The organism is Rugamonas sp. FW305-51 (assembly GCF_058786935.1).
In genome coordinates this window covers 34876-55822 of sequence record NZ_JBYSZG010000021.1, presented here as the reverse complement: position 1 = coordinate 55822, position 20947 = coordinate 34876, and the positions used below count along the sequence as shown (strand labels likewise).

Below are 20947 nucleotides of genomic sequence, written 5' to 3'. Positions count from 1 at the left end.
CAGTTTAATTTTTTAGAAAGTCGTCGATGCGAGCATACATCCAGTCGGGATCGTCGTACATGATGAAATGGCGCGCCGTGTCCGCCAGCGCGATGCGCACGCCCGCCAGCGCCCGGTATTGCTGGCGATAATTCTGTTCGATGGCCTCGCGCGTGGCGTAGTCCCGGTAGGCGATCCAGCTGCCCAGCACCAGCGTGGGCGCCTGGATGCGGCCGATGTCCTGGCGCAGATCGTCCTGCAGCAGCTCGGCCATGGCGTTGGCCACGCTGGCGCGGTCAGAGCGCTGGCCCCAGCCGGCGGCGCGCTCGATGTCGGCCGGTTTGCTGATCATGGTGACCAGTACTTGCCGCTGACGGGCGAGGGCGCTGGCGCCATCCTGCTGCAGCATGCGGCTGCGGGTGCTGTCGGCGATTTCCTTGAGCTGGGCCGGGGTGGCGGAGGGGAGTTGCGCGGCGCCCAGCGCCGGCAGGGCGTCGACGATGACCAGCCGGCCGACTTGTTGCGGATGGTCGGCCGCCAGCTTGAGCGCCAGATAGCCGCCCAGGCTGTGGCCGATGACGAGCGGATGGTCCATGCCGAGCGCACTGATGTAGTCGCTCAGCTGCTGCTCGACGGCCGGCAGCAAGGGGGCATCGACCGGCGGCACCCCGGCGAATCCGGCCAGCGTCAACACGTGGCACTGGTGGTTGCCGCAATAGCGCGCGACCGTGCCGTTCCACACCTCGCCCGAACTGGCCAGGCCGGGGATCAGGATGATGGGCTGGCCGGCGCCGCTCACTTCGACCTGGAACGATGGGTGGCTGGCGGCGCGCACGGGCGCCTGTATCAGCAGCAGCGCGGCGGCACAGGCCAACAACTGGCGCAAGCGTTGAAACGTCATGGCATTCTCCTGGATGGCTGAAAACACCGATGCTAGCGATGCGCCGCCGGTCCGGCCATCGCGCCGGGATGGGTGGTCGCAAACCGGGATGACTGGTCAGAAGGCAGGGTAGGGGGATGCGCGGCGCCGCTTGCGCGATAACCTGGTCAAGTCCCGTATAGCTTGCGCCGTCGGCGGGCATGCAGCGGGAAACCGAACCACCGTCCCGGTAACAACGCCAGTGTGCCGGCGGTGCCCGCGGCGCTGGCCCAATGCGCTGCCGCACAGGCCGGATTCTGAACTTCGATGCCGGCTGTGCGCCAGTGCGGGGATGTTTGATGTCACCGCATAGGGCGGACGGCGAACGCCAGGCGGCGCTAGATGCTGGGGAAAGCGGTCTGGATGTGCAGCGGCGCCCACGCCGGCGCAGGCAGCACCTTGTGACGGTCTGATGCGTTTCAAATACTACGCTTTGAAGCAAACGGCGGCGCCACATTCGATCGTGGCAGACGGCTCCCGCCGCTGTAGCACTCGTTCGACTGATACAGCATGTGCTTGTACGCGGCGCCTTGTGTCTTGTCCCTCCCATGCAGCGCTTCTAGACTGGGGCCTTCTCCACGCTGCGACTGCATACCATGACCGACCTCCTGCCCCTGATGAGCTATTGCTTTGTGATGTCCGCCACGCCCGGGCCGAACAACGTCATGCTGGCCACCACCGGCGCCAATTTCGGCTATCGAAGTGCGCTGCCGGTTATCCTCGGCATCCAGGTCGGCATCTTTGTGCAGACCATGCTCATGTGCGTGGGGCTGGGTAGCGTGTTCGTCGCGTACCCGATGGCGCAGCAGGTGCTGCGGATCGCGGGCGCGCTGTACCTGATGTTGTTGGCCTGGAAGCTTACCGGTGCCTCGGTGGCGGCAGCCAGCGCACCGAAGGCCGTGACGTTTACGGAGGCGGCGCTGTTCCAGGCGCTGAACCCCAAGAGCTGGCTCAAGGCGATCACCATGGCATCGGTCTTCATGCCTTCGCAGGGCAACATGCTCGCCAGCGCGCTGCTGGTGTCCGTGATCGGCACCGTGGTGGGCATGCCGTGCAACGCCATGTGGGCGCTGTTCGGCGTCTCGATCCGCAGCGTGCTGAAAGCGTCCCGCAACCAGCGCATATTCAATCTGGCGATGGGGGCCATCCTGCTGGTCCTCGCCGTGATGTTTTTACGCTAGACTTCCACCATGTTCCCCATCGACCGCTCCTCACCCATCGCCCTGTTCAAGCAGATTGAGACCGCATTGCGCCAGCAGATCGCGCAACGCGTCCTGCCTGGCGGGGCCAAGCTGCCGTCGATCCGCCAGCTCGCCACGCAGCTCGCGGTCAGCACCAACACCGTGGTGGTGGCTTACGACAGGCTGGTGGCCGCAGGCGTCATCGATACGCACGGCACGGCGGGCTTCTTCGTCTGCGCACCCACTGACGCCAACCGCGCCATTCCCGACGAGGTGGCGCTGGAAGCGGGCCAGGAGCAGGAGCCGGTTTGGCTGATCCAGCAAGTGAACGACCAGCGGCCGGGCGTGCTGCTGGCCAGCAGCGGCGCCTTGCCGCCCACCTGGCTGCAGGACGCGCTGCCGGCGGCCGCCGTGCAACGCGGCCTGGCGCGCAGCGCGGCTGGCATGGCCTCGCGCTGTCCGCCGCAAGGGCTGGCCGAACTGCGCGAGCAGATCGCGCTGCTGTTGCGCGGCATCGGCATCGCCGCGGACGCCAGCCACATCCTCACCACGTTCGGCGGCACCCATGCGATCGATCTGATCTGCCGCACGTTTCTACAGCCCGGCGATACGGTGCTGGTGGAAGACCCCGGATACTTCCTGATGTTCGGCCGGCTGCGCCAGGACGGCGTGCGCCTGGTGCCCATCAAGCGCCGTCCCGATGGCCTCGACCTGGACGAACTGGACGCCGCCTGCCGCGCACACCGTCCGCGCCTGCTGTTCGTGCAGACGGCGTTGCACAATCCCACCGGCTGGAGCAGCAGCGCCGCCAACCTGCACAAGGTGCTGATCATGGCGCAGCAGTATGGCTTCCTGATCGCCGAAGACGACGTCCACGGCCATTTCCAGCAGGGCCACGGCGCGCGGCTGGCATCGCTGTCCGGACTGGACGGCGTGATCTACTACTCCAGCCTGTGCAAGGCGCTGAGCCCGGCCCTGCGCATGGGCTACCTGGCCGCGGCGCCCGCCCTGCTCAAGCTGCTGATGCGCACCAAGATCCACGCCATCATGACCTTGCCTGCGCTGAACGAATACGTTCTGCTGGAAGTGCTCAAGGCCGGCAACCTGCGCAAGCACCTGGAGCGGCTGCAACGCAAGATCATGGTGGCGCGCAACGCCAGCACGCAGCAACTGAGCGCGGCCGGCGTGCTGTTCGAGCAGCCCGGCGACGCAGGCATTTTCCTGTGGGGCACCATGCCCGAAGGGCTGGACGTGGACTTGCTGGTGCAGGACGCCTACCGCAACAAAATCCTGTTGATGCGTGGCGCCGCGTTCTCGGCCAACGACACGCCGGACCAGCACATCCGCTTCAACGTCGCCTTCAGCCAGCATCCGCGCGTGAGCGCCTACCTTGAAGAACGCCTGCGCGCGGTGGCTGGCGGGCGCGCAAGCCTGGCCCGCGCCAGCGGCGCCAGATCAACTTCACAGGGTGTCGAAGGCGCGTCGGGGGCAGATTGAGGAGCGCCGGGTTCAGGCGGCGGAATCGAGGTCGCTATCCCACCCTGGAAACATCAGCACGGTCGGATGGCAGCGCAGGGCACGCGCCAACAGCCTGGCGCGCTCTGCGCTCAGCCTGATGCGGTCGCGTTCGATTGCAGAAATGGCGGATGCCGGAATGCCTGTCATTCGCGCCAGCTCCGCCTGCGTCAGCTCCTGCAGCTCCCGCACGATGCGGACGGATTCGCCTATTGTCACATTGACGCGTTGCTTAGCGGGGCGGAAGTTCTTCATGATTGCCTTCGATAGTCGTGTGCGTTCACATGCATCACCTGGATCAAAAACAGGCTCTCCTGCACATGATAGATCACGCGCCATTGAAGGCCAAGCCGGGACGACCGATAGCCTTTCCAGATGCCGGACAATGCTTCATCGTGGAAGCCTTTGATAGAACGTAGCCCACGTGGACCAGATGCTGGCGCGATCTCTTGCCATTTCTGGTAGCGTTTCAGTACTTCAAGCGGCACGGCGGTAACCAATTGCTTTTCAACTCGGTGATGTTCAACGATGTTCCACATGCGTCATTATCGTGACGCAAAAGATCATATGCTTTGTCAGCTGGGCGTAATGCTGAGATGTGTCAAATGTCCCGCTGTCCGTACGCCGACTTTCCCCCACACACTTTGCTTGCTCGGTAAGACTTGAACTTACCCCACGCACAATTACTGAACACGAGATCGTATTTCGTGCGCCGATTCTCCCGTACGCCGATGTGCGAGCAACATGCTATGGCCTGTTTCCTGACAGCTTCGAGTTTTGCGGCTCTGGCCATGGCACTGAAAAGTTCCCATGCAACCTATCCTTTCTCCTGAACTACGCGGAAAACTGCCCATTAATTCCCTTGCGTGTCAAATACATCGGCATAGCGAAGTCGGAAAAGCGTGAAGCCCAAGATCGCCTCGGCGAAGGGCACAAGAAGTTACAGAAGTTACTGGCCGAACAAGGCCGACGGCAAAGCAGACAGACTATTTCTATTGTCCTTTATCGTCCGTCAGAGCTAGATCCTCCGATTTTGAAATTCGCCGATGTCATCGAGACCATCGAAGCCACAATGATTCAGTTCTTCAAGCCGACGCCTCTCAATGTAGAGCGTCTCAATTTTCCGCATGACTCCCCAGCGCTATTCGCGAAGATCAAAGAAATTGGTGTCAACGCTATTCTTACTGAGGTTGCGGCACCCGAGGGAACCGAGCTGTTCTCTGACTCAGTGCCACAGGCCAAAAAACACATTATTCAGGTCTTGCTTTAGCAGCGCCAATCTGCAACAAACCTTTCAGGCAATACGCCCCATGCGATCGCAGCGCAGCGCAGCTCGCGAGGGGGGAGTTACCGTAACATTTGAGAATTCCTTCGCCCTTTCAGTCGCAATGCTAAGAGATTCCTACTCTGGACGGCGTTCTTCCGGTTTGGGGCGGTAGCGGGCCAACTCCGGCTTTGGCTTATCTGCCTGCGTCAGTCAGGTCAGGTCAAGGCCAAGCTACTACAACTTAGCTAGTTTCTCATCCTTCCCCGCCACCTTCGGCGCGCAGCTTGCGCCACAGCGTGGTACGGCTGATGCCCAGGTATTCGGCGGCAGCATCGCGCCGGCCGCTGAAGCGGGCCAGCACGGCCGTCACCGATTCCGCCGGGGCGGGCGGCGCCGGGATGGGGGCAGATGCAGCAAGGGGCATGCCCAACGGCGCGGCCGGGCCAGCACCGGGCGGCGTGGCGTGCGGGGCGGCGCCATGAACCGGCATCAAGGCCGGATATGTAGCCGTCGGAGGAATGGCGCCATCCAGCCCGCCGCCTGTCGCCGCGCGCGGCAGCAGTTCCGGCGCCACGTTCAGCACGAAAGTCGGCGTCAGCGCCTGCAGCGGTTCGGCCGCCAGGAACAGGGCCAACCGCTCCGTCAGGTTGCGCAGTTCGCGCACATTGCCGGGCCAGTCGTAGCGCTGCAGCAGCGGCGCGCAGGCCATGACTTCGGCGTGCAGGTTCGGATGGGGCCGCGCACCCAGCGCCGCCAGCGCGTTCTTGAGCGACCATTCGGCCAGGCCGATCACGTCGTCCTGGCGCGCCCGCAGCGGCGGCAGCGACAGCCGCAGCACGGCCAGCCGGTAGAACAGGTCGGCCCGGAAGCGGCCTTCGCGCACGCGCTGTTCCAGGTCGCAGTGGGTGGCGCTGATGATGCGCACGTTGACGGCGATGGGGCGGGTGCCGCCCACCCGCACCACTTCGCGTTCCTCCAGCACCCGCAGCAGCCGCGTTTGCAGCGTGAGCGGCATCTCGCCTATCTCGTCGAGGAACAGGGTGCCGCGGTTGGCCGCCTCGAACAGGCCCGCATGGCCGCCCCGGCGCGCGCCCGTGAAGGCGCCTTCCTCGTGGCCGAACAGTTCCGACTCCAGCAGCGATTCGGCGATGGCGCCGCAGTTGACGGCCACGAACGGCCGGTTCTGGCCCAGGATGCGCGGGCTTTCGCGGTGGATGGCTTGCGCCACCAGTTCCTTGCCGCAGCCCGTCTCGCCCTGGATCAGCACCGTGGCCGGCGACTTCGCGTACAGCACCACGGACTGGCGCAACGCTTCCATGGCGGGCGAGTCGCCGCGCAGATCGTTCAGGCCATGCTTGGCGCGCAGCGTATCGGCCACCACCACGCGCCGGCTGCGGTTAACTTCGAGCTGGGTCAGGCGCGCCATCTCCAGCGCGTCGTCGAAGGCCTGGCGGATCGAGGCGGCCGAGTAGACGAACACGCCCGTCAGCCCCGCTTCCTCGGCCAGGTCCGTGATCAGGCCGGCGCCGACGATGGCCTGGATGCCGGCCGCCTTCAGTTCATTGATCTGGGCCCGTGCATCCTCCTCGGTGGCGTAGGTGCGCTGCACGATGGAGAAGCCGAAGGTGGCGGCAAATTCGGCCAGCTCCGGCATCGGGTCCTGGTAGGTGATGACGCCAATGCGGTCCGACACCCGGCGCGCCCGCGCCAGCGCCTGCATCACGTCGAAGCCGCTGGCCTTGGCGATCACCACCGGCACCGACAGCCGGCCCTTCAGATAGGCCGCGTTGGAGCCGGCCGCGATGACGGCGTCGCAGCGCTCGGTGGCCATCCGTTCGCGGATGTGGCGCGCCGCTTCGTCGAAGCCCAGGTTGATCGGTTCGATGGTGGCCAGCTCGTCGTATTCCAGCGTGATGTCGCGGAACAGGTCGTACAGGCGCGACACCGACACGGTCCAGATCACGGGCTTGTCGGTGTTGTCCAGGGGCAGGGGAGTGGAATGGCGCATGTTTCAATTGTACGCCACTACGTTTCAATGTTCCACTGCGAAACTTCGATGCAACATCGTTGCAACCTCGTTGCAACATCGGATACTTGCATGCTCAACAATTTTTCCTGCCTGTCATGCGCCAAGTGCTTGATTTTGCTGGGTTTGTCCACCGCCGCGGCGCGCCGGCACGCGCTGGCACGTCCCTTGCAATAAGTGACGCAACGCGCTACCGCGCAACCACCCACACGCACCAACGAAAGGTCTGACATGAGCCAATACTCCGCCGGCGCCGCATTCCGCAAAGCCGTACAAGAAGAATCCCCGCTGCAGGTGGTGGGCGCCATCAATGCCAACCACGCCCTGCTGGCCAAGCGCGCCGGTTTCAAGGCCATCTACCTGTCGGGCGGCGGCGTGGCCGCCGGTTCGCTGGGCTTGCCCGACCTGGGCATCTCGAACCTGGACGACGTGCTGACCGACGTGCGCCGCATCACCGACGTGTGCGACCTGCCGCTGCTGGTCGACGTCGACACCGGCTTCGGCTCGTCCGCCTTCAACGTGGCGCGCACCGTCAAGTCCATGATCAAGTTCGGCGCCGCCGCCATCCACATCGAAGACCAGGTCGGCGCCAAGCGTTGCGGCCACCGTCCGGGCAAGGAGATCGTCTCCAAGCAGGAGATGGTCGACCGCATCAAGGCCGCCGTCGATGCCCGCACCGACGAGAACTTCGTCATCATGGCGCGCACCGATGCGCTGGCCGTGGAAGGCCTGGAATCGGCCCTGGAGCGTGCCATCGCCTGCGTGGAAGCGGGCGCCGACATGATCTTCCCGGAAGCGATCACCGACCTGCCCATGTATTCCCAGTTCGCCAAGGCCGTCAAGGTGCCGGTGCTGGCCAACATCACCGAGTTCGGCGCCACCCCGCTGTACACGGTGGACGAGCTGCGCGGCGCCGACGTGGGCCTGGTGCTGTATCCGCTGTCGGCCTTCCGCGCCATGAACAAGGCGGCCGAAAACGTCTACGGCGCGATCCGCCGCGACGGCACCCAGAAGAACGTGGTCGACACCATGCAGACCCGCATGGAACTGTACGAGCGCATCAACTACCACAGCTTCGAGCAGAAGCTCGACGCGCTGTTCCAGGCGCAGAAGAAGTAATCGCAGGAACAACAGGCAAAGCCTTACACCGCAATCGCAAAATCGCAATCCCAAACATAGAACATCTGGAGAGATCAAATGAGTGCTGAACAAGTCGCCACCTTCAAGCCGAAGAAATCCGTTGCCCTGTCGGGCGTGACCGCCGGCAATACCGCGCTGTGCTCCGTCGGCAAGACCGGCAACGATTTGCACTACCGCGGTTACGACATCCTGGACGTGGCCAACACCTGCCAATTCGAGGAAATCGCCTACCTGCTGGTGCACGGCAAGCTGCCCACCGCCGCCGAACTGAAAGGCTACAAGAGCAAGCTCAAATCGCTGCGCGGCTTGCCGCAGTCGGTCAAGTCGGCGCTCGAAGCGCTGCCGGCATCGGCCCACCCGATGGACGTGATGCGCACCGGCGTGTCCGTGCTGGGCTGCACCCTGCCGGAAAAGGACGACCACAACGTGCCCGGCGCGCGCGACATCGCCGACCGTCTGATGGCATCGTTCGGCTCCATGCTGCTGTACTGGTACCACTTCAGCCATAACGGCAAGCGCATCGAAGTGGAAACGGACGACGACTCGATCGGCGGCCACTTCCTGCACCTGCTGCATGGCGAGAAGCCGTCCGAGTCGTGGGTCAAGGCGATGCACACCTCGCTGATCCTGTACGCCGAGCACGAGTTCAACGCATCCACCTTCACCGGCCGCGTCATCGCCGGCACGGGTTCGGACATCTACTCGGCCATCACCGGCGCCATCGGCGCGCTGCGCGGCCCCAAGCACGGCGGCGCCAACGAATTCGCCTTCGAGATCCAGAAGCGCTACGAGAACGCCGATGAGGCGGAAGCGGACATCCGCAACCGCGTGGCCAACAAGGAAGTGGTGATCGGTTTCGGCCACCCTGTGTACACCATCTCGGACCCGCGCAACGTGGTGATCAAGGAAGTGGCGCACAACCTGTCCAAGGAAGCCGGTTCGACCAAGATGTTCGACATCGCCGAGCGCCTGGAATCGGTCATGTGGGAAGTGAAGAAGATGTTCCCCAACCTGGACTGGTTCTCGGCCGTGTCGTACCATATGATGGGCGTGCCGACGGCCATGTTCACGCCGCTGTTCGTCATCTCGCGTACCTCCGGCTGGGCTGCCCACATCATCGAGCAGCGTATCGACAACAAGATCATCCGTCCGAGCGCCAACTATGTCGGTCCTGACGACCTGCAGTTCGTGCCTATCTCCGACCGCAAGTAATGGAAGCGAACATGAACACTCAATTTCGCAAGAACCTGCCGGGCACCAAGCTCGATTACTTCGACGCGCGTGCCGCCGTCGACGCGATCGAGCCCGGCGCCTACGACAAGCTGCCCTACACTTCGCGCGTGCTGGCGGAGAACCTGGTGCGCCGCTGTGACCCGGCCACGTTGAACGCCTCGCTGTCGCAGCTGATCGAGCGCAAGCGCGACCTCGACTTCCCGTGGTTCCCAGCGCGCGTGGTATGCCACGACATCCTGGGCCAGACCGCGCTGGTGGACCTGGCCGGCCTGCGCGACGCCATCGCCCTGCAAGGCGGCGACCCGGCCCAGGTCAATCCGGTGGTGCCGACCCAGCTGGTGGTGGACCACTCGCTGGCGGTGGAATGCGGCGGTTTCGATCCCGACGCCTTCACCAAGAACCGCGCCATCGAGGACCGCCGCAATGAAGACCGTTTCGACTTCATCAACTGGACCAAGAAGGCGTTCAAGAACGTCGACGTGATCCCGCCCGGTAACGGCATCCTGCACCAGATCAACCTGGAACGCATGTCGCCGGTGGTGCAGGTGAGCGACGGCGTGGCCTATCCGGACACGCTGGTGGGCACCGACTCGCACACCCCGATGGTCGACGCGCTGGGCGTGATCGCCGTCGGCGTGGGCGGCCTGGAAGCGGAAAGCGTGATGCTGGGCCGCGCCTCGTGGATGCGCCTGCCCGACATCATCGGCGTGGAGCTGAGCGGCAAGCCGCAACCCGGCATCACCGCCACCGACACGGTGCTGGCGCTGACCGAATTCCTGCGCAAGGAAAAAGTGGTGTCGTCCTACCTGGAGTTCTACGGCGAAGGCGCGTCCGCGCTGACGCTGGGCGACCGCGCCACCATCGCCAACATGGCGCCTGAATTCGGCGCCACCGCGGCCATGTTCTACATCGACGAGCAGACCATCAAGTACCTCAAGCTGACCGGCCGCGACGACGAACTGGTCAAGCTGGTGGAGCTGTATGCGAAGCAGACCGGCCTGTGGGGCGACACCCTGAAGGCGGCCGAATACGAGCGCGTGCTCAAGTTCGACCTGTCTACCGTGGTGCGCAACATCGCCGGCCCGTCCAACCCGCACAAGCGCGTGCCGACCTCCGAGCTGGCAGCGCGCGGCATCAGCGGCAAGGTGGAGAACGAGCCTGGCCTGATGCCCGACGGCGCCGTCATCATCGCCGCCATCACCAGCTGCACCAACACCAACAACCCGCGCAACATGATCGCCGCCGGCCTGCTGGCCCGCAACGCCAACGCGCGCGGCCTGACCCGCAAGCCATGGGTGAAAAGCTCGCTGGCGCCCGGCTCCAAGGCCGTGACGCTGTACCTGGAAGAAGCGAAGCTGATGGACGACCTGGAAAAGCTGGGCTTTGGTGTCGTGGCCTATGCCTGCACCACCTGCAACGGCATGTCCGGCGCGCTGGACCCGGTGATCCAGAAGGAAGTGGTGGAGCGCGACCTGTACGCCACCGCCGTCCTGTCGGGCAACCGCAACTTCGACGGCCGCATCCACCCCTACGCCAAGCAGGCCTTCCTCGCTTCGCCACCGCTGGTGGTGGCCTACGCCATTGCCGGTACCATCCGCTTCGACATCGAGAAGGATGTGCTGGGCATCGATGCCGACGGCAAGCCGGTCACGTTGAAGGACATCTGGCCGTCCGACGAGGAGATCGACGCGCTGGTCGAATCGAGCGTCAAGCCTGCGCTGTTCAACAAGGTCTACATCCCGATGTTCGCCAAGCAGGCCGACGACGGCATCAAGGTCAGCCCGCTGTACGACTGGCGTCCGCAGACCACCTACATCCGCCGTCCGCCGTACTGGGAAGGCGCGCTGGCAGGCGCGCGCACGCTGACGGGCATGCGTCCGCTGGCGGTGCTGGGCGATAACATCACCACCGACCACCTGTCGCCGTCGAACGCCATCATGCTCGACAGCGCGGCCGGTGAATACCTGGCCAAAATGGGCCTGCCGGAGGAAGACTTCAATTCCTACGCCACCCACCGCGGCGACCACCTGACGGCGCAGCGCGCCACCTTCGCCAATCCGACGCTCAAGAACGAGATGGTGCTGGAAGACGGCAAGGTCAAGGCAGGCTCGCTGGCCCGCATCGAGCCGGAAGGCAAAGTGACGCGCATGTGGGAAGCCATCGAGACCTACATGGAACGCAAGCAGCCGCTGATCGTGGTGGCCGGCGCCGACTATGGCCAGGGTTCTTCGCGCGACTGGGCCGCCAAGGGCGTGCGCCTGGCCGGCGTGGAAGCGATCGTGGCCGAAGGCTTCGAGCGCATCCACCGCACCAACCTGGTGGGCATGGGCGTGCTGCCGCTGGAGTTCCAGCCCGGCGTGAACCGCAACACGCTGCATATCGACGGCACCGAGACCTACGACGTGATTGGCGAGCGCACTCCGCGCGCCACGCTGACGCTGGTGATCAACCGCCGTAACGGCGAGCGGGTGGAAGTGCCTGTGATCTGCCGCCTCGATACGGCCGAAGAGGTTTCGATCTACGAAGCGGGCGGCGTGTTGCAGCGCTTCGCGCAGGACTTCCTGGAATCGTCCAAGGCCGCGTAATGCGCGGCCAGGGCTGATCGTTCGGCACGGCAGGCGGTACGGCGACGTACCGCCTGTCTTTTTTAGGAATACATCATCATGACCCACGTACCACAGATCAAAGTCCCCGCCACCTACATCCGTGGCGGCACCAGCAAGGGCGTGTTCTTCCGCTTGCAAGACCTGCCGGCCGCGGCGCAAGTGCCGGGCGCCGCGCGCGACGCGCTGCTGCTGCGCGTGATCGGCAGCCCCGACCCCTACGGCAAGCAGATTGACGGCATGGGCGGCGCCACCTCGAGCACCAGCAAGACCGTGATCCTGTCCAGGAGCAGCAAGCCCGATCACGACGTGGACTACCTGTTCGGCCAGGTCTCGATCGACAAGGCCTTCGTGGACTGGAGCGGCAACTGCGGCAACCTGTCGGCGGCCGTGGGCGCGTTCGCCATCAGCGGCGGCCTGGTCGACCCGGAGCGCATCCCGCAGGACGGCATGGCCACCGTGCGCGTGTGGCAGGCCAACATAGGCAAGACCATCATCGCCCACGTGCCCATCACGGGCGGCGCGGTGCAGGAGACGGGCGACTTCGAACTGGATGGCGTGACCTTCCCGGCGGCCGAAGTGCAGCTCGAATTCATGGACCCGGCGGCGGACGAAGAGGGCGGCGGCGGTTCCATGTTCCCGACCGGGAACCTGGTCGACGAGCTGGAAGTGCCCGGCGTGGGCACGCTCAAGGCCACCATGATCAATGCCGGCATCCCCACCATTTTCGTCAACGCGGAAGCCGTCGGCTACACCGGCACCGAACTGCAGGAAGCCATCAACGGCGACCCCAAGGCGCTGGCCATGTTCGAAACCATCCGTGCCCACGGCGCGCTGCGCATGGGCTTGATCAAGCACCTGGACGAAGCAGCCAAGCGCCAGCACACGCCCAAGGTAGCCTTTGTGGCCGCGCCCAAGGATTACGTATCGTCCAGCGGCAAGCAGGTCGGCGCCGCCGATGTGGACCTGCTGGTGCGCGCCCTGTCGATGGGCAAGCTGCACCACGCCATGATGGGCACGGCGGCCGTGGCCATCGGCACGGCGGCCGCCATTCCCGGCACGCTGGTGAACCAGGCGGCCGGCGGCGGCGCCCGCAACGCGGTGCGCTTCGGCCACCCGTCGGGCACCCTGCGCGTGGGCGCGGAAGCGAGCCAGGTCGACGGCGAGTGGAGCGTCACCAAGGCCATCATGAGCCGCAGCGCGCGCGTGCTGATGGAAGGCTGGGTGCGGGTGCCGGGCGACTGCTTCTAAGCACCTGCCCGCGCTGCACTGCACAACGGCGCCGCAACCGCGGCGCCGTTTTTTTCGTCCGTGCCTTTCCGTTTTCATCGTGCGCCAGCCATGTGCATTTTGCGTGTCATTCTGCTCATTTACGGCCTGGCCGTAAGCGAACGGTAAGCCAGCGGGTCTAATCTGGACTCAGCCTGAAATAAAGGCATGACAAAAAATGAAGGAGACTATGATGCACGACGATTTGGTTCAAAAGATAAAAGCGGATCCCGGCTACCAGAAGCTGGTGTCGGTCCGTTCCCGCTACGGCTGGACGCTGACCTGGATGATGATGGCGGTGTACTACGGTTTCATCCTGTTGATCGCCTTCGACAAGGAACTGCTGGCTACCCGCATGGGCGCCGGCGTGATGACCTGGGGCATGCCGATCGGTCTGTTCGTGATCGTGTTCACGGTGCTCATCACAGGCATCTACGTGCGTCGCGCCAACGGCGAGTTCGACGAACATACGGCGGCCATCCGCGCACGGGTGCAGTCATGATGACCACGAAACGCATGCTGGCCGCGCTGGCCCTGCTGGGCGTGGCCGGGGCCGCACTGGCCGCCGGCGCCGACCTGGGCCAGGCTGAGAAGCAGCCCACCAACTGGACCGCCATCCTGATGTTCGGCGCCTTCGTCATCTTCACGCTGTTCATCACCAAGTGGGCGGCGGCCAAGACCAAATCGGCCTCCGACTTCTACACGGCCGGCGGCGGCATCACCGGCTTCCAGAACGGCCTGGCCATCGCGGGCGACTACATGTCGGCCGCCTCCTTCCTCGGCATTTCCGCCGCCGTGTTCCTGAACGGCTACGATGGCCTGATCTACGCCATCGGCTTCCTGGTCGGCTGGCCCGTCATCACCTTCCTGATGGCCGAGCGCCTGCGCAACCTGGGCCGCTTCACCTTCGCCGACGTGGCGGCCTATCGCTTCAAGCAAAAGCCGATCCGCATCTTCTCCGCCTCCGGCACGCTGGTGGTGGTGCTGTTCTACCTGATCGCGCAGATGGTGGGCGCGGGCCAGCTGATCAAGCTGCTGTTCGGCCTGGAATACTGGATCGCCGTGGTGCTGGTCGGTACGCTGATGATGGTCTACGTGCTGTTCGGCGGCATGACGGCCACCACCTGGGTGCAGATCATCAAGGCGGTGATGCTGCTGGCAGGCGCCTCGTTCATGGCCTTCGTGGTGCTGGCGCAGTTCAACTTCAGCCCCGAGGCGCTGTTTGCCAAGTCGGTTGAAATTCACGCCAAGAAGGACGCCATCATGGGCCCCGGCACCTTCATCAAGGATCCGATTTCGGCCATCTCGTTCGGCATGGCGCTGATGTTCGGTACCGCCGGCCTGCCGCACATCCTGATGCGCTTCTTCACCGTGCCTAGCGCGAAGGAAGCACGCAAGTCGGTGTTCTGGGCTACCACCTGGATCGCTTACTTCTACATCCTGACCTTCATCATCGGCTTTGGCGCCATCGTCATGGTGTCGACCAACCCCGAGTTCAAGGATGCCGCCGGCAAGCTGTTGGGCGGGAACAACATGGCCGCTATCCACCTGGCCAAGGCCGTGGGCGGTAACGTCTTCCTCGGCTTCATCTCGGCCGTGGCCTTCGCCACCATCCTCGCTGTGGTGGCTGGCCTGACCCTGTCGGGCGCTTCGGCTGTGTCGCATGACCTGTATGCCACCGTCATCAAGAAGGGCCAGGTCACGAGCTGGGAAGAACTGCGCGTCTCGCGTGCCACCACCATCGTGCTCGGTATCATCGCCGTCGCGCTGGGCATCCTGTTCGAGAAGCAGAACATCGCCTTCATGGTGTCGCTGGCCTTCGCCATTGCCGCCTCGGCCAACTTCCCGGTGCTGTTCATGTCCGTGCTGTGGAAGGATTGCACCACCCGCGGCGCCACCATCGGCGGTTTCATGGGCCTGATCACGGCCGTGGGACTGACCGTGCTGTCGAAATCGGTGTGGGTTGACGTGCTCGGTCACAAGGACGCCTGGTTCCCTTACGCTTCGCCCGCCATCTTCTCGATGACGGCCGGCTTCGTGGGCATCTGGCTGTTCTCCATCCTCGACAGGAGCCCACGCGCCCGTATCGACCGCGCCGGCTTCGAAGCCCAGGAAATGCGTTCCGAGACCGGTATCGGCGCCTCGACCGCCGCAGCACACTAAGCAAGGGAGCTTTTCTCCGACAGCCCCGGCCCGCAAGGTCCGGGGCTGTTTTTTTTTGAAAATGGGGACGCAAAAATGGGGACGTACCCCTTTTTTCGAAATGGGGACGTACCCCTTTTTCTTCCTTGGGCGCCGCGTGCGGCTGCGGGCCCGGTGGTTCAGCCGGCGTTGGGCGCCGGCTCACAGCAGATCGACGGCCTGCTTCTCCCGCATCGAGCGCGCCATGGCCAGCCCGACCCGGGTCGCCTCGGTGGCGTCGTGCAGCTTGAGCGACAGCTTGCCCTGGCCCAGCGCCGCGTCCACGAATTCCTGGGCTTCGAGCAGGAAGGCATCGCTGAAGCGGCTGTAGAAGTCCGGCGTGCATTCGTGGCTGATGCCGTTGTGGTCGGCGATTTCCACCCGGTTCAGCTGCGCGCCGCCGCCGATGGTGAGCCGGCCCTTGGTGCCGAACACCTCGGTCAGCGTCTCGTGGCCGTGCGCCATCGTGCGCGAGGCCATGAAGCTGGCCATGCTGCCGTCGGCAAATTCGAGCGTGGCCAGGCCGTTGTCGACATCGCCGAATTCGCGCAGGCCGTGGTGGATCACGGTGGTGCCGGTGGCCGTCACGCGCGCGGGCGCGGGCGAGTCCAGCAGCCAGCGCGCCAGGTCGATGTCATGCACGCTGCAATCGAGGAAGATGCCGCCGCTGCTGGCGGCAAAGCGCACGAAGAAGCCGCCCGGGTCGTTCAGGTCCATGGTCTGTGAGCGCACCAGGTAGGGCTTGCCGATCATGCCGGAGCGGATCTTGCTGGCCGCGTCTCGGTAGCTGGCGTCGAAGCGGCGCACGAAGCCGATCATCACCTTCAGGTGCGGGTGGCGGGCCGCCTCGGCCTCCACCTTCAGGCAGTCTTCCAGGTCCAGCGACAGCGGTTTTTCGCAGAATACATGCTTGCCCGCCTGGAGCGCGGCGATGATCTGCTGCGCGTGCAGCGAAGTGGGGGTGACGAGGAACACGGCGTCCAGGCCGGGATGGGCCAGCAGCGCCGCGTAGTCGGCATAACAGTTGGCCACGCCCAGCGTCTTGCGGGCCCATTCCAGTTCCTGTTCGACGGGGCTGCAGGCCGCCACCAGCTGCGCGTTCGGCACCCGGTGGGCCAGGTTTTCGGCATGCCGCTGGCCCAGCCGCCCCAGTCCGGCGATACCGATTTTCAGTTTTTCCATGGCCGCCTCCTAGAGGTTGACGACGCATTTTTCGCGCCAGGAGGTGGTGGCCGCTTCGGCCAGTTCCAGCGCTTTCAGGCCGTCATGCACCGTGGTGCGCAGCGGCGTGCCGTTGATCATGGCGTCGAAGAAGTGGGCGATTTCGTCGGCGTAGGCGGCGCGGTAGCGTTCGAGGAAGAAGTGCTCCGGCTTGTCCTGGCTGACGTTGAGGGCCGTATGCGCCGTCACCTCCGTCGGCTTGTGGTTGCCTGCCTGGAGCATGCCGGCGCTGCCCAGGATCTCGAAGCGCTGGTCGTAGCCGTAGGCGGCGCGCCGGCTGGCGTTGATCTGGCACAGGCGCCCGCTACGGGTGCGGATGGTGACGACGGCGCTGTCAAGGTCGCCCGCTTCGCCGATGGCCGGATCGATCAGGCAGCTGCCGGTGGCGTACACGCTGGCCGCTTCGTCGTCCAGTATCCAGCGGCAGATGTCGAAGTCGTGGATCAGCATGTCCTTGAAGATGCCGCCCGAAACCTTGATGTAGCTGACGGGCGGGGCGCCCGGATCGCGGCTGGTCACGTTCAGCACTTCGGGCACGCCGATTTCGCCCGCCTGCAGGCGCGCCTTGACGGCGGCGAAGGTGGGATCGTAGCGGCGCTGGAAACCGATCATGCACAGCACGCCGGCCTGGCGGACGGCATCGGCCGCCGCGCGCGCCCGCGCCAGCGTCAGGTCGACCGGCTTTTCGCAGAAGATGGCCTTGCCGGCGGCGGCGGCGCGCACGATCAGGTCCGCATGGGTGTCGGTGCTGGACGCGATCAGCACGGCCTGCACGGCCGGATCGGCCAATGCCGCTTCCACGCTGGAGACGCTCGCGCCATGCAGCTGGGCCAGGGCCTGGGCCGACTCGGCGTGCACGTCCACTACATACTTCAAGCGCACGCCGGATTGGCGCGCCAGATTTGCTGCGTGAATCTTGCCGATGCGACCGGCGCCGAACAGTGCTGCCTCAATCATCATATCCTCCAGGGTCTTGGGTTTCTTCTATGTCCAACTCGAGTTTGTAGGCCAGTGCGATGAACAGTGCCTGGCACAGGCACAGGGTGCTGGTGAGCGAGCGGAAGGCGTACGCACTGCCCTCGGTCACGGTGAGCAGGGCGTCGGCCACGCGCGCCAGCGGCGCCAGCTTGCTGTCGGTGATCACCAGCAGCTTGGCGCGCTGGTGGTGGGCCACGCGGGCGCAATACTGGGTCTCCTGGCCGTACGGCGCGAAGCTGATGGCGATGACCACGTCGCGTTCTCGCACGCTGCGGATCTGCTGGCGGTACATGCCGCCCAGGCCATTGACCAGGTGTACGCGCTTGTTGGTGTTCTGCAGCGCGTAGGCGATGTAGGAAGCGACGGGAAAGGCGCGCCGCACGCCCACTACGTAGATGTTGTCGGCCTTTTGCAGCAGGGCCACGGCCGCCTCGAGCTGCGCGTCGTCCAGGCCTTCGGACAGTTCGCCCAGACCGGTGCGGCTGGCGTCGATGAATTCGCGCGTCATGTCGCCGATATCGAGCTGGTCGTCGCGCGAGGCGATCAGCTTGCGGATGCGCTGCTTGTAATTGGGCGCCGCGTTGGCCTGCTCCGTGTAGGCCTGGCGGAACACGTCCTGCATCTCGCTAAAGCCGGTAAAGCCGAAGCGCTGGGCGAAGCGGACGATGGCCGACGGCTGCACGTCGCAGGCGGCGGCGATGTCGCTGATCTTTTCCAGCATCAGGCTGGCCTTGTGCTGCTCTATGTATTTGGCGATCACTTTCAACTGGCGCGACAGCGATTCGTATTCGTCCGCTATCTGCTCCATCAAACTTTCTACCGAGGCTGGTTCGGCCATGTTGTGCTCCTTGTTCCGATGTGAGGAATTATAGAAGTCTTTCCAAGAAATGGAAACAAATTTCTATTTAAAAAAAAATTGAAAAATAAATTGCAAATGCGATGACGATGTTCTAAGCTTGACATCAATGCGAGCCATAACGCATTGAAGCAGCGACCTAAGGTAGTCCGAAAATCAGTCTGATAAAACGATAACGGAGACGACATCATGCAAGGTTTTAAACGCAGGACGGTATTGCAATGTGCAGCAGCGCTGGCACTGGTGCTGGCGGCGGGCGCCAGCCAGGCGGCCGGTGAAAAATTCGTGCTGGTCAGCCACGCGCCCGACTCGGACTCGTGGTGGAACACCATCAAGAACGCGGTCAAGGACGCCGGTGACGATTTCAACGTGACGGTCGACTACCGCAACCCGCCCAACGGCGACCTGGCCGACATGGCGCGCCTGATCGAGCAGGCGGCCGCCCGCAACTACGACGGCGTGGTGGCCAGCATCGCCGACTACAGCGTGCTGCAAAAGCCGCTCAAGCTGGTGGTGGCCAAGAAAATCCCGCTCATCACGATCAATTCGGGCACCTTGCAGCAGAGCGAACAGCTGGGCGCCCTGATGCACGTGGGCCAGCCCGAATATGAGGCCGGGCAGGGCGCGGGCGCCAAGGCCAAGGCGGCCGGCATCAAATCGTTCGTGTGCGTGAACCACTACGCCACCAATCCTTCCTCGTTCGAACGCTGCCGCGGCTTCGCCGACGCGCTGGGCGTGGACTACAAGGCTGCCACGCTCGATACCAACGGCATCGACCCCGGTGTCATCGAGAGCAAGGTCAGCGCCTACCTGCGCACCAATCCCGGCACCCAGGCCGTGCTGGCGCTGGGCCCCGATTCGGCCGTGCCGGCCATGCGCGCCGTCGAGAAGATGGGCTTGAAGGGCAAGATCTGGTTTGCCACCTTCGACCTGTCGGAAGACATCTCCAAGGGCATCAAGGATGGCAGCATCAAGTTCGCCATCGACCAGCAGCCCTACCTGCAAGGCTACCTGCCGGTGGCCGTGATGGCCATCATGAAGCAGGACAAGATCACCGACCTGGCCAAGGTCAAGGCCAAGCTGATGGCCAATCCCAAGTTCCAGGCGCGGCTGGCCGAATACGGGCTGTCGCCTTCCTACGGCGTGCGCCATATCGGCTCCGGACCGGGTTTTGTGACCCGCGACAATATCGCCAAGGTTGAAAAGTACGCGGGCCAGTATCGCTAAATTCACCGCCGGCGGCGCTGGCCTGAGCTGAGCAGCACAAGACAGCACAAGGGGCGGTCCCAGGGACCGGCCCTTGATCGGGCGGCGGCCGTTGTCCATCCCCATTGCGGACGGCGCGGCCATTTTCGCCGGCAGAGTCAAAAAAGGAAGAAGTCATGAGTGCGGCAAAATCAAGTGCGTCAAGTGCGGGGCCGGTGCTGTTTGCCGGCGCATCCGCGGCAGTTCCCCCCAGTTTTCCGCCGGCCCCACCCGGGCCGGCCACAGGCGCCGACGAGCGCGTGCAGCAAGTCGGCTGGATAGGCCGATTGTTCGGCCGTCCCGAGTTCGCCTCCATTTCCGGCGCCGTGCTGGTGTTTGTCTTCTTCGGCCTGACGGCCGGCGGTTCCGGCATGTTCAACCTCGATGGCGTGATCAACTGGTCGCAGGTGGCCGCCTATCTGGGCGTGATCGCCATCGGCGCCTGCCTGCTGATGATCGCCGGCGAGTTCGACCTGTCGATCGGTTCCATGATCGGCTTTGCCGGCATGATGATCGCCATCCCGTCAGTCTACTTCCACTGGCCGCTGTGGCTGGCCATCTGTTTCGCCTTCGCCGGTTCCATGGCGCTGGGCTGGCTCAACGGCTACCTGGTGATCAAGACCCGGCTGCCGTCGTTCATCGTCACGCTGGCCTTCCTGTTCATCCTGCGCGGGCTGACGCTGGCGCTGTCCATCATGTTCGCCAACCGTACCATCGTCAGCGGCGTGGGCGAGCTGGCCGCGCACGACTGGCTGGCCGGCCTGCTGTTCCAGGGCGACGTGGGCGTGGGCCTGTTCCGCTGGATGGCCAAGGCCGGCTGGATCGCCGTGCTCGATGGCGGCGAACCGCTGGTCAAGGGCATCCCCAAGGTGATCGTGTGGTGGGCGGCGCTGGCGCTGGGCGGCGGGTTCGTGCTGTCCCGTACCCGCTACGGCAACTGGATCTTCGCCGTGGGCGGCGACGCCAACGCGGCCAAGAACGTGGGCGTGCCGGTGCGGCTGGTCAAGACCTCGCTGTTCGTGTTCACCGCCTTCTGCGCCTGCCTGTTCGCCACGCTGCAAGTGTGCGACGTGGGTTCGGCGGCGGCCGACCGCGGCATGCAGAAGGAGTTCGAGGCCATCATCGCGGCCGTCATCGGCGGTTCGCTGCTGACGGGCGGCTACGGCTCGGTGGTCGGCGCCTGCTTCGGCGCGCTGATCTTCGGCGTGGTCCAGATCGGCATCACCTACACCAACATCAATTCGGACTGGTTCCGCGTGTTCCTCGGCGTGATGCTGCTGATCGCGGTGCTGTTCAACCGCTATGTGCGTAGCCGCGTGACGGAGGCGAGGTAA

Annotated in this window: 18 protein-coding genes; 11 read left to right on the top strand and 7 right to left on the bottom strand. The window is 64.5% G+C overall.

Going from position 1 to position 20947, the window contains the following annotated elements; genetic code table 11:
* Positions 1-4: 4 nt before the first annotated feature.
* Positions 5-880, bottom strand: a complete 876-nt coding sequence (locus tag AC3WOS_RS15845) for an alpha/beta fold hydrolase (protein WP_492716984.1) — start codon at positions 878-880, stop codon at positions 5-7.
* A 614-nt stretch (positions 881-1494) separates the two neighbouring features.
* Between AC3WOS_RS15845 and AC3WOS_RS15840 the strand changes: the two genes are divergently transcribed.
* Positions 1495-2079 carry a LysE family translocator gene (locus AC3WOS_RS15840; RefSeq protein ID WP_492716983.1) on the top strand — a complete coding sequence of 195 codons (585 nt, stop codon included), beginning with the start codon at positions 1495-1497 and terminating at the stop codon, positions 2077-2079.
* 9 nt (positions 2080-2088) lie between these two features.
* The gene (locus AC3WOS_RS15835) at positions 2089-3576 is read left to right on the top strand and encodes an aminotransferase-like domain-containing protein (RefSeq protein ID WP_492716982.1); all 1488 of its coding nucleotides are present in this window, start codon (positions 2089-2091) and stop codon (positions 3574-3576) included.
* Between the two features lie 12 nt (positions 3577-3588).
* Here the strand turns inward: AC3WOS_RS15835 and AC3WOS_RS15830 are convergent, their stop codons facing one another.
* Together AC3WOS_RS15830 and AC3WOS_RS15825 are read right to left on the bottom strand one after the other, a co-directional pair.
* A complete protein-coding gene (locus tag AC3WOS_RS15830) occupies positions 3589-3849 on the bottom strand; it encodes a helix-turn-helix domain-containing protein (RefSeq protein WP_492716981.1) in 261 nt (86 codons plus the stop codon).
* Positions 3846-4133 carry a type II toxin-antitoxin system mRNA interferase toxin, RelE/StbE family gene (locus AC3WOS_RS15825; protein WP_492716980.1) on the bottom strand — a complete coding sequence of 96 codons (288 nt, stop codon included), beginning with the start codon at positions 4131-4133 and terminating at the stop codon, positions 3846-3848. The genes AC3WOS_RS15830 and AC3WOS_RS15825 overlap by 4 nt, the downstream gene beginning before the upstream one ends.
* Positions 4134-4456: 323 nt before the next feature.
* Here AC3WOS_RS15825 and AC3WOS_RS15820 point away from each other — a divergent pair, with 323 nt between their 5' ends.
* Entirely contained in the window at positions 4457-4864 is a 408-nt protein-coding gene (locus AC3WOS_RS15820) for a hypothetical protein (protein WP_492716979.1), read from the top strand.
* A 250-nt stretch (positions 4865-5114) separates the two neighbouring features.
* Here the strand turns inward: AC3WOS_RS15820 and prpR are convergent, their stop codons facing one another.
* Positions 5115-6869: a propionate catabolism operon regulatory protein PrpR gene (gene prpR / locus AC3WOS_RS15815; RefSeq protein WP_492716978.1), complete on the bottom strand. Its 1755-nt coding sequence runs from the start codon at positions 6867-6869 to the stop codon at positions 5115-5117.
* A gap of 249 nt (positions 6870-7118) precedes the next feature.
* Between prpR and prpB the strand changes: the two genes are divergently transcribed.
* From prpB to AC3WOS_RS15785, 6 genes are all read left to right on the top strand, one after another.
* Entirely contained in the window at positions 7119-8006 is an 888-nt protein-coding gene (gene prpB / locus AC3WOS_RS15810) for a methylisocitrate lyase (protein ID WP_492716977.1), read from the top strand.
* A 78-nt stretch (positions 8007-8084) separates the two neighbouring features.
* Complete coding sequence (gene prpC / locus AC3WOS_RS15805) at positions 8085-9239, top strand: bifunctional 2-methylcitrate synthase/citrate synthase (protein WP_492716976.1); 1155 nt, start codon at positions 8085-8087, stop codon at positions 9237-9239.
* Between the two features lie 11 nt (positions 9240-9250).
* The gene (gene acnD, locus AC3WOS_RS15800) at positions 9251-11845 is read left to right on the top strand and encodes a Fe/S-dependent 2-methylisocitrate dehydratase AcnD (RefSeq protein WP_492716975.1); all 2595 of its coding nucleotides are present in this window, start codon (positions 9251-9253) and stop codon (positions 11843-11845) included.
* A 78-nt stretch (positions 11846-11923) separates the two neighbouring features.
* Entirely contained in the window at positions 11924-13114 is a 1191-nt protein-coding gene (gene prpF, locus AC3WOS_RS15795) for a 2-methylaconitate cis-trans isomerase PrpF (RefSeq protein ID WP_492716974.1), read from the top strand.
* Positions 13115-13325: 211 nt separating this feature from the next.
* Positions 13326-13634 carry a DUF485 domain-containing protein gene (locus AC3WOS_RS15790; protein ID WP_492716973.1) on the top strand — a complete coding sequence of 103 codons (309 nt, stop codon included), beginning with the start codon at positions 13326-13328 and terminating at the stop codon, positions 13632-13634.
* Positions 13631-15295, top strand: a complete 1665-nt coding sequence (locus AC3WOS_RS15785; protein WP_492716972.1) for a cation acetate symporter — start codon at positions 13631-13633, stop codon at positions 15293-15295. Before AC3WOS_RS15790 ends, AC3WOS_RS15785 begins: the two co-directional genes overlap by 4 nt.
* 180 nt (positions 15296-15475) lie before the next feature.
* Here AC3WOS_RS15785 and AC3WOS_RS15780 read toward each other — a convergent pair whose 3' ends face one another.
* From AC3WOS_RS15780 to AC3WOS_RS15770, 3 genes are read right to left on the bottom strand one after another with little or no spacing between them, the layout of a single operon-like run.
* Positions 15476-16495, bottom strand: coding sequence for a Gfo/Idh/MocA family oxidoreductase (locus AC3WOS_RS15780; RefSeq protein ID WP_492716971.1), 1020 nt, complete (start codon positions 16493-16495; stop codon positions 15476-15478).
* 9 nt (positions 16496-16504) lie between these two features.
* Positions 16505-17491 carry an inositol 2-dehydrogenase gene (gene iolG / locus AC3WOS_RS15775; RefSeq protein WP_492716970.1) on the bottom strand — a complete coding sequence of 329 codons (987 nt, stop codon included), beginning with the start codon at positions 17489-17491 and terminating at the stop codon, positions 16505-16507.
* On the bottom strand, positions 17484-18350 hold the full coding sequence (locus AC3WOS_RS15770; protein WP_492716969.1) for a MurR/RpiR family transcriptional regulator: 867 nt from the start codon (positions 18348-18350) through the stop codon (positions 17484-17486). The genes iolG and AC3WOS_RS15770 overlap by 8 nt, the downstream gene beginning before the upstream one ends.
* Before the next feature lie 207 nt (positions 18351-18557).
* Between AC3WOS_RS15770 and AC3WOS_RS15765 the strand changes: the two genes are divergently transcribed.
* Together AC3WOS_RS15765 and AC3WOS_RS15760 are read left to right on the top strand one after the other, a co-directional pair.
* Positions 18558-19595, top strand: a complete 1038-nt coding sequence (locus AC3WOS_RS15765; protein WP_492716968.1) for a sugar ABC transporter substrate-binding protein — start codon at positions 18558-18560, stop codon at positions 19593-19595.
* 155 nt (positions 19596-19750) lie between these two features.
* Positions 19751-20947: an ABC transporter permease gene (locus AC3WOS_RS15760; RefSeq protein ID WP_492716967.1), complete on the top strand. Its 1197-nt coding sequence runs from the start codon at positions 19751-19753 to the stop codon at positions 20945-20947.